Origin of the sequence: Lentzea sp. NPDC058436 (assembly GCF_042721515.1) — a bacterium.
Taxonomy (GTDB): Bacteria; Actinomycetota; Actinomycetes; order Mycobacteriales; family Pseudonocardiaceae; genus Lentzea.
Genome location: NZ_JBHXLF010000029.1, coordinates 12,180 through 25,454 on the forward strand (window position 1 = coordinate 12,180; position 13,275 = coordinate 25,454).

Sequence of the window (13,275 nt, forward strand, 5' to 3'; positions counted from 1 at the left end):
GCAGGGCGGGCAGAGCAGGGCGGGCAGAGCAGGGCGGGCAGAGCAGGGCGGGCAGAGCAGGGCGGGCAGAGCAGGGCGGGCAGAGCAGGGCGGGCAGAGCAGGGCGGGCGAGGCTTGGCAGACGGTAGGCGAGGCAAGGCAGAGCCGGGGCAAGGCGAGGCAGAGCAGGCGCGGCAGGCAGGGCGGGCAGGGCAGGGCAGGGCGGGCGAGGCTTGGCAGACGGGGTAGGCGAGGCAGGGCCGGGGCAAGGCGCGGCAGGGCAGGCGCGGCACTTGAGCGGTCCCGCCTTAGTCCTCCCCCGACTGCCCACACCCACCCCACCGACAGCTCGGCAACTTCATTCCCGCCACCCCAACAGCCCGCACCTCACTCCACGAACGCCCCAGCGGTCTCGCCCACCCGTCCCCGACAGCCCGCACCCCAACCCGCCGACAGCCCAGCGGTCTCGTCCAGCCCGCACCGCCTCCCCACAGCGCCACCTTTCCCCGAACCGTTGGACATGCGCCCCGACTCCCGCCGCCTGACCTGCCACGCCACCCACCTCGCCCCGAGCCGCGTCCCGGCACCTCCCCGCCCCCGTGAAACCATGCCCAGGTGAGCGAGCAGATCACCGTCGGCGTCGGCGCGGGCGCCCAGTACCTGGGCGTCGACCGCGTGATCGACCTCGGCCCCCTGCACCCGTCGGCCCACGGCGCCTACCGCCTGCGCCTGACCGTCACGCCGGAACTGGTGATCACCGCCGCCGAGCCCCTCGTCGGGCACCTGCACCGGGGCGCCGAGAAGTTGTTCGAGGTGCGGGACTACCGACAGGTGCTGACGCTCGCCAACCGGCACGACTGGCTGTCGGCGTTCTGCAACGAGCTTGCCGTGGCCCTGGCCGTGGAGCGCATGACGGGCATGGACGTGCCGGCGCGCGCGCAGTGGTTGCGTGCGTTGTTGTGCGAGCTCAATCGGTTGATGGCGCACATGGTGTTCCTGACTCCGTTGTCTCCCAACGCTGCCATGTACCGAGAGGGTGTGCAGGCGCTCATGGAGGAGGCGTCGGGCGGGCGCATCCACTTCATGTTCAACCGGATCGGCGGGCTGCGCGAGGACGTGCCCGCGGGGTGGACCGGCAGGGTGGCGGAGTTCCTGTCCACTGTGGACGTAACCACGCTTTCCGTCGACTTCGGGAAGCTGCAAGGGCTTGGCGTGCTCACCCAAGAGGACGCGCTGGCGTACGGGGTCACGGGACCGATCGGCCGGGCCAGCGGTGTGGACTTCGACCTGCGGCGTGACGACCCGTTGCCGGCCTACAAGGCGTTGGGTTTCACGCCTGTCACTCGCACGGAAGGTGACGCGGCGGCGCGCGTGCGGTGTCTGCTCGACGAAGTCACGAAGTCGGTCGAGCTGGCCGAAACCTGCCTTGAAAAACTGCCACAAGGGCCGGTGAACCTGCGGCTGCCCAAGGCCATCAAGGCTCCGGAGGGGTCCGTCTACACGCGGGTCGAGGCGCCGCTCGGCACCTCGGGCGTGCACCTGTCGTCGCGGGGTGAGAAGACGCCGTGGCGGCTCAAGTTGCGCACGCCGTCGTTCAACAACGTTCAGGCGCTGTCGGCACTTCTGCCCGGCACGAAGGTCGACGACCTGCCGGCCGTGCTGAGCTCGTTCGCCGTCATCGTCGGCGACATCGACAAGTAGCGCGAGCTAGTCGTCGCGGCGGCGACGGCGGCGCGGGGCGTCGCCTCCGCCCAGTGAGGCCAGCAGTTCGCTGACCGACTTGCCGTCCGCGTGTGCGCCGGAAGGGTCTTCCGGGGCTGCTCGGCGGCCGGTCGAGACGGCCGGCAGGCGCGTGGACGAGTCCTCGGCGACGCGGCGGCCCGAGACCGGGGCCTCCTCCTGCGTGGAACGACGGCTGGGCGTGACGGCCGGGAGCCTCGTGGACGACTGCTCGGACGCGGAACGGCGACCCACCGGGGGCAGCGACACCAGCGAGTCCTCGGAGGCGGTGCGGCGGGCAGGGGCGTCGTCGGCACGGCGGCGGCCGCTCGACGAGGCGGAGCCGGGGCTGTCCGGCTTCAGGGTCTCCCACGAGCCGCTGTCCTGGACGGGGGCCGGGCGGTCGTCGGCGCGGCGGCGGCCTGCCTGCAACGACTTCGGGTCGATCATCTCGGTGCGCTCGGCCACGCGGGACCGCGCCTCGGGCTTGCGGGGCTCCACGGCCTTCGCGACGGGCTGTTCCGGACGCGACGGGACCTCCGTGCGCGACGGCGGCTGCGGCGGACGCTGCACGCGCTCGGTCCGGTGGACCTGGGCCTGGACGGGCGACGCCTTCACGGTCGGCGGCGCCACCTTGGGCGGCTGCGCCTTCTGCGGCACCTGCGGTGCGGCCGCGTTGCCGAGCCTGGCCGACACGGACGCCGCGGCGGCACCGGGACGGGGCTGCGGGCGGACCGGCTCCTGCTTCTGTGCCTTCACGGGCTCGCGGCGGACCACGGCCGGCTGCGGGCGCGGCGAGGTCCTTCCCGGCTCCGGGCGGACGGGCTCGGGGCGCGCCTGCTCGCGGCGCGGGGGCTGCACCTTGGCGTCGTGGGCGACGCGCTCGATCAGTTCGGTGCGCTCGGACGGCTTCTCCGCCGACACGGACGCGGTGATCGCGGGGGTGGCGTTGATGATGCGCTTGTCGGCGCCGGCGGTCAGCCTGGCCGCCTCCGAGGACAGCGACCGCAGGCGGGTCGACTCGGCGCGCAGGGCCACGCGTTCGACGAGGACGTCACCGCCCAGCAACGCCTGGAGGTTGTCGCGCAACGCGTGGAGGTCGGCGCGCAGGGCCTCTATGTCCGCGCGCGACTCCTCCTCGATCCGCTTGCGGGTCTCCGACTCGATCTCGAGCTCGTACTCGCGGCGCGCGGCCACCTCGCGCTCGAGTTCCAGTTCGTAGACGGACTGGAGGTCGGCCACCTCGTCGTCGCGCTCCGTGACCTGTTTGCGGTATTTGGCGGCGAGGAAAGCACCCACCAGAGCCGCCCACAAAGCGGCCACCACGGCAAGACGCAGCATGCGGGCACTGTCGCTCAGCACGAGCACCGCCGCGGCCACGAGGGCGAGCGCCAATGCCGCTACTAACAGCAATCGCCCGGAGCCACGACCGTGATCTTCCTGCTCGCCGTCGGTCGACGCGCCACGCCCGGTCATGGGCACTACGGTACCGCGTAGTTATGGGACTGAGACCTACGGCCGGGTATCTATCTCGTTTCCGGAACGCTCGTTAGGCGTTTTGCAGCAGTGCTCGAGCCACAGCGCGGCCGCCGTCAGCGCCACCGCCGAGACCATGCCGACGACCGCTGCCACCAGGTCGTTCGAGGCCGCGGGGAACGAGTCCCTGACAGGGATCACGAAGATCAACACACCGGTCCAGACACCGAACATCAAAGCGCCCAAAACCGACGAAGCCTTCGCCAGCGCGACCGCTCGGGCGGCCGTCAGCGGCTGCACCGGACGGGCTCCGGCACGGCGCTGGATCCTGGCCCGCAACGAGAAGGCGAGCACGACCTCCACGACCGCGATGACGACCAGCGTCGACCCGGCCAGCACGGGCAGTGGCGGCAACGTGTCGTACGCGAGCCGCAGCAGCAGATGGGCCAGCAACGCGGCGATGATCGCGACGGCCGCCAGGTCGCGGGGACGGGTGAACCTCACGCGTCCATCCAACCCGAAAGCACGAGATCGTCACGCCGGCGCACGCCCTCGGCCGAGAACTCCAGGCCCGCAACGGGTCCGCGGCCCGGCAGCACCGCGTCCGGCTCCACGTCGAGCCACGGGATCAGGACTGTTGCACGCTCAAACGCCCCAGGATGCGGCAGAAGCAGCTCGGGGTGGTCCGAGGTCACCCCGTCCACCGAAACCACGTCCACGTCCAACGTGCGCGGTCCCCAGCGCTTCTCCCGCACGCGTCCGGCGGCGTTCTCCAGCGCCTGACCGCGGCGCAGCCAGCCCCACTCGTCCACGTCGTCCGCGGAGACGATCACGATGGCGTTCAGGAAGTCCGGCTGGTCCTCGACGCCCCACGCCGCCGTCTCGTACACCGGCGAAACGCCGATCACGAAGGGGCGCAACCCGTCCACCACCGACTGCAGGAAGGCGAACCGGTCGCCGAGGTTCGAGCCGATCGAGAGAACCGCGCGGCTCAAGGCTTTTCCTTGGGCAGCGGCGCGGCGAGGCGGCGCGAACGGCGGATCGTCACCGACACGTCGTCGAACGTCAGCGGGATCGGCGCGGACGGCTTGTGCAGCGTCACCTCGACCGCATGCAGCCGTGAGTCCGACATCGCGGCGTCGGCGATCTTGCCCGCCACGGTCTCGATGAGGTCGTACGGCTCGCCACCGATGATCGCCGCGGCCATCTCGGCGAGCTCGCCGTAGTGGTACGTCTCGCGGAGGTCGTCCGTGCGCGACGCCGTCGAGAGGTCCAGCCACAGCGTGATGTCGACGACGAACTCCTGGCCGTCGCGCTTCTCGTGCTCGAACACCCCGTGGTGGCCGCGCACCCGCAGGCCCGTCAACGCGATCCGGTCAGCCATGTCCCCGCCTCCAAGCACCGGCGACGGCGACCGCGTCCAGCGTCCGGTCGACGTCGTGCACCCGCACACCCCACGCTCCGTTGAACGCCGCCAAAGCGGACACCGCCGCGGTCGCGTCCTCCCTGCCGTCCGGTGGACGGTTGCCGAGCAACGTGCCGAGGAAGCGCTTGCGCGACGCCCCCACCAGCACCGGGAACCCGAGCTCGACCAGTTCGTCCAGGCGCTGCAACAGCTCCCAGTTGTGGTCGCCGAGCTTCGCGAACCCCAGTCCGGGGTCGAGCACGATCGACGACTCGGCGACACCGGCGGCCAGCGCCGCCTCGACGCGCTCCAGCAACTCGCTGCGCACGTCCGTCACCACGTCGTCGTACGTCGCCAACGCGTCCATCTCCGTGCTGTGCCCACGCCAGTGCATCAGCACGTACGGAACACCCGCGGCGGCGACGACCGAGGCCATCTCGGGATCGGCGAGACCACCGGACACGTCGTTGACGATCGACGCGCCCGCGTCCAACGCCGCTGCCGCAACGGAAGCGCGCATGGTGTCCACGCTGACCGGCACGCCCTCGCCGGCCAGCGCCTTGATCACCGGCGTGATGCGGGCGATCTCCTCGGCCGGGTCGACGCGCGCGGCGCCGGGCCTGGTCGACTCACCGCCGACGTCGATCACGTCGGCGCCGCGCTCGACCATCTCGACGCCGTGCGCCACCGCGTCCCGCCGGTCGATGTAGCGGCCGCCGTCGGAGAACGAGTCAGGCGTCACGTTCAGCACGCCCATCACGACACAGCGGCCGGGACGAGGCAGACCACTCACCGCGTCCGGCCCCTGATCAGTTCGATCGCTTCCGCCCGCGAGGACGCGGACGTGCGCAACAACCCCCGCACCGCCGACGTCGTCGTGCGCGAACCGGGCTTGCGCACACCGCGCATGCCCATGCACAGGTGCTCGGCCTCCATCACCACGATCACGCCGCGCGGTTCGAGCTTGCGCACCAACGCGTCCGCGACCTGCGACGTGAGCCGCTCCTGCACCTGCGGCCGCTTCGAGTAGAGGTCGACGAGCCTCGCGAGCTTCGACAACCCCGTCACGCGGCCCTGCTCGTTCGGGATGTACCCGACGTGCGCCACGCCGTGGAACGGCAGCAGGTGGTGCTCGCAGAAGCTGAACATCGGGATGTCGGTGACGAGGACGAGCTCCTCGTGGCTCTCGTCGAACGTCTTCGCCAGCACGCTGTCCGCGTCGGTGTAGAGACCGGCGAACAACTCCCGGTAAGCACGCGCCACCCGTGCGGGTGTCTCGCGCAGACCCTCCCGGTCGGGATCCTCACCGCACGCGATCAAGAGCTCGCGCACCGCGGCCTCCGCGCGGGGCTGGTCGAAAACCCGCCGCGCGGAGACGCCGGCCTCCCCGTTGTGGGTGAGGCCGGCGTCTCCGTCGAGCTGATGTTGCTCGGTCACTGCCGCTCGTCCTGGTCCGGCTGTGCCTTCTTCGGCTCCCAGACGTTGTGCGGCTTGCCGCCGGGCACGGTCGCCGGGGTCCATCCGGGCGGGGCGCCGTAGTTCGGCGGACCCGACTGGTTGGCGGGCTGACCGGGCTGGTGGGCACCGTTCGAGCCGTTCGTCGCGGGCAGCTGCTCGGTGACCGGTTCCGCCGCGGCGGCCTCGTCGTCCTTCTGCAGCTCGGCCTCGATCGCGTCCTCCACGACCGGCGGCCACGGCTCGCCGCGTTCCTTGGCGAGCTCGCCGGGGGTCTTGACCGGCGGGATGTCGGACGGCGTGCGGTCACCGAAGTCGTTGAACTGGGTGATGCGCGGCCGCTTCTCGACGCGGGCGAAGATCCGCTCCAGGTCCTTCTGGTGCAGGGTCTCCTTGTCGATCAGTTCGAGCGTGAGGTCGTCGAGGACGTCGCGGTAGGTGTTGAGCACCTCGTACGCCTCGGTGTGCGCGGCCTCGATGAGCTTGCGCACCTCCTCGTCGATCTCGTGCGCGACCTCCAGCGAGTAGTCCGCCTGGCGACCGGCCGAGCGACCGAGGAACGGTTCGCCCTGCTCCTGCCCGTACTTCACGGCGCCGAGCTTCGCGCTCATGCCGTACTCGGTGACCATCGCGCGGGCGATCTTCGTCGCCTGCTCGATGTCGTTGGACGCACCCGTCGTGGGCTCGTGGAAGACGAGCTCCTCGGCGGAACGGCCACCCAGTGCGAACACCAGTCGCGCGATCATCTCGGACCTGGTCATCAGGTCCTTGTCCTCTTCCGGCACCGAGAGGGTGTGACCACCCGTGCGGCCGCGGGCGAGGATCGTGACCTTGTAGACCGGGTCGATGTCCGGCATGGCCCACGCGGCCAGGGCGTGCCCGGCCTCGTGGTACGCGGTGATCTTCTTCTCCTTCTCGGAGATGATCCGGCTCTTGCGGGCCGGACCGCCGATCACGCGGTCCACCGCCTCCTCCAGAGCGGAACCCGTGATGACGGTGCCGTTCTGGCGAGCGGTGAGCAGCGCGGCCTCGTTGATGACGTTCGCGAGGTCGGCGCCGGAGAACCCGACGGTGCGCTTCGCGAGGCCGTCGAGCTCGGCGTCCGCGGCCAGTGGCTTGCCCTTCGAGTGCACCCGGAGGATCTGCTTGCGGCCCTTCAGGTCCGGTGCGGACACCGGGATCTGGCGGTCGAAGCGGCCGGGGCGCAGCAGGGCCGGGTCGAGGATGTCGGGACGGTTCGTCGCCGCGATCAGGATGATCCCGCCACGCGAGTCGAAGCCGTCCATCTCGACGAGCAGCTGGTTCAGCGTCTGCTCGCGCTCGTCGTGACCGCCGCCGAGACCGGCACCGCGGTGGCGGCCCACCGCGTCGATCTCGTCGACGAAGATGATGCACGGCGCGTTCTGCTTGGCCTGCTCGAACAGGTCGCGCACACGCGAGGCACCGACACCGACGAACATCTCGACGAAGTCCGAGCCGGAGATCGAGTAGAACGGCACACCGGCCTCACCGGCGACGGCCCTGGCGAGCAGCGTCTTGCCGGTTCCCGGCGGGCCGTAGAGCAGCACGCCCTTGGGGATCTTCGCGCCGAGCGCCTGGTAGCGGCCGGGGTTCTGGAGGAAGTCCTTGATCTCCTCGAGCTCCTCGACGGCCTCCTCGGCACCGGCGACGTCGGCGAACGTCGTCTTGGGCATGTCCTTGGACAACTGCTTGGCCTTGGACTTGCCGAAGTTCAGAACGCGGTTGCCGCCGCCCTGGGCGTTGTTCATCATCCACATCAGCAGCAGCAACAGCAGGCCGAGCGGCACCAGGTAGATCAAGATCTGCATCAGGATGGACTCCTGGCTGACCTTGGTCTCAAGGGTCGGCTTGTTGCTGGCCTGGTCGAGGACGTTGAAGATCTCGTCGGTCGAGCTGGCCGGGAACTGCGTGATCAGGCGGTTGCTGCCCTCGAAGGTCTGCCCGTCCCTGAGGGTGAGCCGGAGACGCTGCTCCTTGTCCTCGATCGTGGCTTCCTTGACGTTGCCCTCACGCACCTGTTGGAGTGCCTGAGACGTCTTGACCTGGTGGTAACCCCGTGAGTCGTCGAAGAGCACGGTGAAGACGAAGTAGAGCAGCAACACCGCAGCGATCCACAGCAGCGGGTTGCGAAGCAGGCGCTTGCGGTCCATGCACTTACGGCCGGCGGGCGGCCTCGACCCTCCCTGACTTGCGCGTCGGGCAGTGGAAGACCCACATACCGCGTCCGACCAGCCTACCGCTCGCTGGCCGGGTACTGAGCAACCAACGGGCGGGGCCCACCTGTGGTTCCCACTGGTGACCCCCACCACGCATGTTCACGCACTTTGGTTCATCCGGAACAAATACCGCCAGCCAGTCGAGTGACGCAGGTCACGCCGTCTCAGTACGTTTGGCGGTCACATGTCATCCTCATTCATCCCCCGAGTGTTCCCCCGCCACTCGAAAGAGTGAACACGTGACCGAAGGTAAGTAACTGTATGTCAGCACGTCATACGTCTCCCGGATTGTTCCGGCGGGTCGCCCTCCCCGTGGGCGCCCTGTTGGGAGTGGTCGCGGCGGCGGGCGTCACGGTCGTGGCCCTGCGCGTCACCAGCGGCGCCGACTGCTCAGGCGCACTGCCGTTGAAGGTCGCCGTCACCCCTGCCGCGCTCGACGTGGTGAACTCGGCTGCTCAGGAGTACCAGCGGTCACAACCGGTCGTCCGCGGCCGGTGCGTGCAGGTCACGGTCGAGTCGCGCAACGCGGCCGACGTGGCGAACGAACTCCCCACCGCGCAGATCAACCCCCACTCGCTGTGGATCCCCGACTCGTCGATGTGGGCCGCAGAGGCGCAGCGCCAGGCGGCGGAGACCGGCCCCGAGGCCCCGAAGCTGGACATCAAGCCCTCGCTGGCGTCCAGCCCGCTGGTGATGGCCGGTTCGCAGCAGGCGATGTCGAAGATCGGCTTCCCGGTCACGCCCGTCTCGTGGGCGAAGGTGGTGGACCCGAAGGTCCAGATCTCGATGAGCGACCCGACGATGACGTCCGAGGGACTCGCCTCGCTGTTCGTGATCCGCACCCTGCTCGGCAACGCGGACGGCACGCCCAAGCCGGAGCTCGTCGGCACCCTGCTCCGCGTGGGCCGCAGCGCGGTCCCGTCCGTCCGCGACTCGTTCGGCAAGGTCACCACGGACGCCGACAAGGCACCGCTGTTCGCCGCGACCGAGCAGTCGATCGTGTCGAACAACCGCACGGTCAAGGACAACGCCGTCGTGGGCGCCCCGCCGAAGGAGGGCACGCTCTCCTTCGACTACCCGCTCGTCCGCGTCTCCCGCGCCAACGAACCCGACGGCATCGGCGAGGCGGCGGCGGAGTTCGAGAAGGTCCTCCGCTCCGCCGACACCTCGAAGCGCTTCGGCGAGGCCGGCTTCCGCACGGTGAACGGCGCCGCCCCCGCGAAGTGGTCGACCGACGTCGAAGGCGTCCAGGCGGGCGACGTCAAGCTGATCGAGACCCCGAACGCCGACCAGGTCTCCGAACTCCTGCGCACCTGGGGCGCCATCAGCCTCGACATGCGCATGCTGACCGTCATCGACGTCTCCGGCTCGATGATCGAGAAGAGCGGCAACGGCAAGACCCGCGTCGAGTCGGCCACCGAGGCCTCGATGACCGCCCTCTCGATGCTCCCGGACACCACGGCCATCGGCCTCTGGGCGTTCTCGACCGACAAGAAGCCGCCGAACGACTGGATCGAACTGGTCCCGATCGGCCCGCTGGGCGAACCCCTGGCAGGCGTCACCCGCCGCAAGCGCCTGGAGGCGGGCGCCTCACAGCTCCCCGGCCTGGTCGGCGGCGGCACGGCCCTGAACGACACCACCCTGGCGGCGTTCCGCCACGTCCTGCAGGGCTACGACGCGGCCAAGGTGAACTCCGTCGTCCTCATGACGGACGGCCGCAACGACGACATCTCGTCGATCGACACCGGCGCCCTGATCGAGACCCTGAAGCGCGAGACCGACCCGGCCAAGCCCGTGCCGATCATCATGGTCGGCCTCGGTGACGAGGTGGACATGGACGCTCTTCGCTCGATCTCCGCCGCGACCGGTGGCAAGGCGTACCAGGCGAAGAACCCCGAGGACATCCGCGGCGTGCTGCTGGACGCGGTGTCGCAGCGGAGGTGCCGCCCGAACTGCTGACGCGGGTGGCGCAGGACCCCGGACGCCGGGCTTCCCCAGGGAAGGCCCGGCGTTCGTCGTTCGGGGAACAGCACGCCAACCGCACTCGCCACCCAACACAACCACGCACGCAAGCCCGGCGCGTGGTGCCCACCGGCGCCCACCAGCACAAGGCCGACCACGCATGCAGCCTGGCGTGGCGATGCGAAGCGAGCCGTCTGAACTATGAGGCGATGGGTAGCGGTGCACACCAACCAGGGCGATTGGGGCTTGACCTTGAGGGGCCGGGTGCTACCCCTTCGGGCACGGCCGGGCGCTTTTCAGCCCGGCCTTTTCCGGCCGTCCCAGCACCCCGCCAGAGGCTCAAGGTCAAGCCCCAATCGCACACACAAAATCGTCAAGGCCTGATGGACCACCCTCGCAAGGCGACCCGACCCAGGAACGCGACCAACCCCGCTGGAACCGCCACCGGCCCGCATTCCCGACCCGCGAACAGCAAAAACGGGGGCGCACCAGCGCCCCCGTCTCCACGTTCGAAGCTCAGCTCGAATAGACCTTCGGGTCCAACGTGCCGATGTACGGCAGATCCCGGTACCGCTCCGCGTAGTCCAGCCCGTACCCCACGACGAACTCGTTGGGGATGTCGAACCCGACGTACTTGACCGGCACCTCGACCTTCACCGCGTCGGGCTTGCGCAGCAACGTGCACACCTGCAGCGACCGCGGCTTGCGGGACTGCAGGTTCTTCAACAACCAGGACAACGTCAACCCGGAGTCGATGATGTCCTCGACGATCACCACGTTGCGGTCGGCGATGTCGCGGTCCAGGTCCTTCAGGATCCGCACCACGCCCGAGGACGAGGTCGAGGACCCGTAGGACGACACGGCCATGAACTCCAACTGCACCGGAACTGGCAAAGCACGGGCAAGGTCGGCCATGAACATCACAGCGCCCTTGAGCACAGTGATCAGCACGAGGTCGGAGTCACCTTCTGGGTGATCAGCCGCGACCTGCTTGGCGAGTTCGGTGACCTTGTCGCTGATCTCCTGCTCTGTGATGAGCACGGATGCGATGTCGCCGTCGTACACGGACAGGTCCCCTCTGCTTAAGACTGTGCTTCCACAACGAGCCTGCCATGCGCGCGCCGCACGACAAAGCCGCCAGGTAGCCAGACACCGCCCTGACCGCGCCATTCACTCACCAGTGCGTCAACACGTCGCAGGTGCGAATCGGACAGTTCAGGCACGCCCTCGTCGATGAGCCACGTTCTGACCACTCTGCGCCGAAGTGCGACCGGCAACTCGGCTATGTCGTCAACGGCACAGCAGTCGCCGGCGAAGGCTTCCGCGAGAGAGTCGAGTGCGTCACAGTCCTCCCGCAGCTGTGCTGCCGTGCGTGCCAACGACGACGCGACGCCGCCCTGCAGCACGGATTCGAGCAACGGCAGGACTTCGCCGCGCAACCGCACGCGCGTGAACGACGGGTCGAGGTTGTGCGGGTCCTCCCACGGCTCGATGCCCTGCTCCACACACGCGGCACGCGTCACGGCCCGGGACACGCCCAGCAGCGGCCGTCCCCACGGCGCGTCGTACGAGCGCATCCCGGCGATCGAACGAGGCCCGGACCCGCGGCCCAGTCCCAGCAGCACGGTCTCGGCCTGGTCGTCCAGCGTGTGGCCGAGCAGGACGACGCCCGACGCGGGCCTCAACGCCTCGTAGCGGGCGTAGCGCGCTGCGGCCTCGGGGCCGCCGGGACCCGTGACCACCACGGGCTCCACGCGTGCCACGAGACCGAACGACGAGCACTGCCCGGCCGCCCGCAGCGCCACGTCGGCCGACCCCGGCTGCAGCTGGTGGTCGACGACGACCGCGGACGCGCCGGGCAGCAACCCACCGACGCAGGCCGCGAGGGCCAGCGAGTCGGCGCCGCCGGAGACCGCGACGGTCACCGCCTCCGGCTGGACGACCTTCAAGAACCGGCGGACCGCCGTCCGGATCTCGGCCACCGGTCCGTTCACGGCGACACGCGGCGCAGCCAGCTCATCGGCTCGGCGATCTCGGCACGGGTCGGCAGCGTGTCCGCGGACGTCCAGATCGCGTTGAAGCCGTCCATCCCCACGCGTTCCACGACGTACGAGGTGAACTCGGCGCCCTCCTCGTACTGGCGCACCTTCGCCTCCACGCCGAGCACCGTGCGCAGGATCCGGTCGAGCAGGCCGCCGCCCTTGCGCCGTGCGCTGAAGCGGGTGCGGATCGTCGACACGGACGGCACGACCGACGGGCCGACGGCGTCCATCACGTGGTCGGCGTGGCCTTCGAGCAAAGTGGACAGTGCGATCAGCCGGTCCAGCACTGCCTTCTGCTGCGGCGACTGGATGAGGTCGATCAGGCTCATCGGCCCGTCGCCCTCGCGCAGCTTCTGCCGGAAGTCGCGGATCAGGTCGGTCAGCGGCGCTCGCTCTTCGTCCATTGAGGACAGCAGCGCGGTGACCTGGTCGGAGAAGTACCTGCGCAGCCACGGGACGCCGGTGAACTGCAGGCGGTGCGTGCACTCGTGCAGGCAGACCCACATGCGGAAGTCGTCGTCCGGCACGTCCAGGGCCTGTTGTGCGCCAACGATGTTCGGCGCGACCAGCAGCAACCGCCCGGCGAGCTGGTCGTTCGGGCTGAACGGGTCGTACTGGCCGAGCACCCGCGACGACAGGAACGCCATCACGACACCGGCCTGCACACCGGCCGTGCCCGCCAGGAGACCCGCCATCGGCCCTGTCTGGCGCGGCATCGCGGGCCCTGTCAGCGCGGCGAGCCCCTGCGCGGCGGCCGCGACCCACGCCGGGCGGTCCACGACCTCACCTGGCAGCAGCGGCAGTCCCGGACCGAGCCCTGTGAGCTCGCGGACGTGCACCTCCGCCTGCGGCGCCAGCTCGCGAAGTCTGCCGACGACGTGGTCAGCCTCGTCCTTGCCGATCACGGGGCCGGGCCGGACGAGCCGCGTGGCGGTCGAAACCGCCAGCTCCCAGTCCACCGGGCCGAGCTCTGCCTCCGTCGCGCCGTTCACGCTTCCGA

The 13,275-nt window shown here is 69.9% G+C and carries 12 protein-coding genes; 2 read left to right on the forward strand and 10 right to left on the reverse strand.

Going from position 1 to position 13,275, the window contains the following annotated elements:
- Nucleotides 1-594 precede the first annotated feature (594 nt).
- A complete protein-coding gene (locus tag ACFWN2_RS42845) occupies nucleotides 595-1,680 on the forward strand; it encodes an NADH-quinone oxidoreductase subunit D (protein ID WP_382436399.1) in 1,086 nt (361 codons plus the stop codon).
- 6 nt (nucleotides 1,681-1,686) lie between these two features.
- Here ACFWN2_RS42845 and ACFWN2_RS42850 read toward each other — a convergent pair whose 3' ends face one another.
- Genes ACFWN2_RS42850 through ftsH form a run of 7 tightly spaced genes read right to left on the reverse strand, consistent with a single transcriptional unit; the run spans nucleotide 1,687 to nucleotide 8,205 of the window.
- Complete coding sequence (locus tag ACFWN2_RS42850; protein ID WP_382436400.1) at nucleotides 1,687-3,174, reverse strand: DUF6779 domain-containing protein; 1,488 nt, start codon at nucleotides 3,172-3,174, stop codon at nucleotides 1,687-1,689.
- 36 nt (nucleotides 3,175-3,210) lie between these two features.
- A complete protein-coding gene (locus tag ACFWN2_RS42855; protein WP_382436401.1) occupies nucleotides 3,211-3,678 on the reverse strand; it encodes a DUF3180 domain-containing protein in 468 nt (155 codons plus the stop codon).
- Nucleotides 3,675-4,169, reverse strand: a complete 495-nt coding sequence (gene folK / locus ACFWN2_RS42860; protein ID WP_382436402.1) for a 2-amino-4-hydroxy-6-hydroxymethyldihydropteridine diphosphokinase — start codon at nucleotides 4,167-4,169, stop codon at nucleotides 3,675-3,677. Before folK ends, ACFWN2_RS42855 begins: the two co-directional genes overlap by 4 nt.
- Entirely contained in the window at nucleotides 4,166-4,558 is a 393-nt protein-coding gene (gene folB, locus ACFWN2_RS42865; RefSeq protein ID WP_382436404.1) for a dihydroneopterin aldolase, read from the reverse strand. The genes folK and folB overlap by 4 nt, the downstream gene beginning before the upstream one ends.
- The gene (gene folP, locus ACFWN2_RS42870; protein WP_382436466.1) at nucleotides 4,551-5,336 is read right to left on the reverse strand and encodes a dihydropteroate synthase; all 786 of its coding nucleotides are present in this window, start codon (nucleotides 5,334-5,336) and stop codon (nucleotides 4,551-4,553) included. The genes folB and folP overlap by 8 nt, the downstream gene beginning before the upstream one ends.
- A gap of 32 nt (nucleotides 5,337-5,368) precedes the next feature.
- On the reverse strand, nucleotides 5,369-6,016 hold the full coding sequence (folE, locus tag ACFWN2_RS42875) for a GTP cyclohydrolase I FolE (RefSeq protein WP_382436405.1): 648 nt from the start codon (nucleotides 6,014-6,016) through the stop codon (nucleotides 5,369-5,371).
- On the reverse strand, nucleotides 6,013-8,205 hold the full coding sequence (gene ftsH, locus ACFWN2_RS42880) for an ATP-dependent zinc metalloprotease FtsH (RefSeq protein WP_382436406.1): 2,193 nt from the start codon (nucleotides 8,203-8,205) through the stop codon (nucleotides 6,013-6,015). The genes folE and ftsH overlap by 4 nt, the downstream gene beginning before the upstream one ends.
- 378 nt (nucleotides 8,206-8,583) lie before the next feature.
- Here ftsH and ACFWN2_RS42885 point away from each other — a divergent pair, with 378 nt between their 5' ends.
- Complete coding sequence (locus tag ACFWN2_RS42885) at nucleotides 8,584-10,230, forward strand: substrate-binding domain-containing protein (protein ID WP_382436408.1); 1,647 nt, start codon at nucleotides 8,584-8,586, stop codon at nucleotides 10,228-10,230.
- 519 nt (nucleotides 10,231-10,749) lie between these two features.
- Here the strand turns inward: ACFWN2_RS42885 and hpt are convergent.
- Genes hpt through ACFWN2_RS42900 form a run of 3 tightly spaced genes read right to left on the reverse strand, consistent with a single transcriptional unit; the run spans nucleotide 10,750 to nucleotide 13,267 of the window.
- On the reverse strand, nucleotides 10,750-11,298 hold the full coding sequence (gene hpt, locus ACFWN2_RS42890) for a hypoxanthine phosphoribosyltransferase (protein WP_030477529.1): 549 nt from the start codon (nucleotides 11,296-11,298) through the stop codon (nucleotides 10,750-10,752).
- 17 nt (nucleotides 11,299-11,315) lie between these two features.
- A complete protein-coding gene (gene tilS / locus ACFWN2_RS42895) occupies nucleotides 11,316-12,227 on the reverse strand; it encodes a tRNA lysidine(34) synthetase TilS (RefSeq protein ID WP_382436409.1) in 912 nt (303 codons plus the stop codon).
- A complete protein-coding gene (locus tag ACFWN2_RS42900) occupies nucleotides 12,224-13,267 on the reverse strand; it encodes a zinc-dependent metalloprotease (RefSeq protein WP_382436410.1) in 1,044 nt (347 codons plus the stop codon). The genes tilS and ACFWN2_RS42900 overlap by 4 nt, the downstream gene beginning before the upstream one ends.
- Nucleotides 13,268-13,275: the final 8 nt, after the last annotated feature.

Coding starts and splice junctions, on each gene's coding strand:
- ACFWN2_RS42850 (WP_382436400.1), bottom strand. CDS start 3,174: ATGACCGGGCGTGGCGCGTCGACCGACGGCGAGCAGGAAGATCACGGT.
- folB (WP_382436404.1), bottom strand. CDS start 4,558: ATGGCTGACCGGATCGCGTTGACGGGCCTGCGGGTGCGCGGCCACCAC.
- folP (WP_382436466.1), bottom strand. CDS start 5,336: ATGGGCGTGCTGAACGTGACGCCTGACTCGTTCTCCGACGGCGGCCGC.
- ftsH (WP_382436406.1), bottom strand. CDS start 8,205: ATGGACCGCAAGCGCCTGCTTCGCAACCCGCTGCTGTGGATCGCTGCG.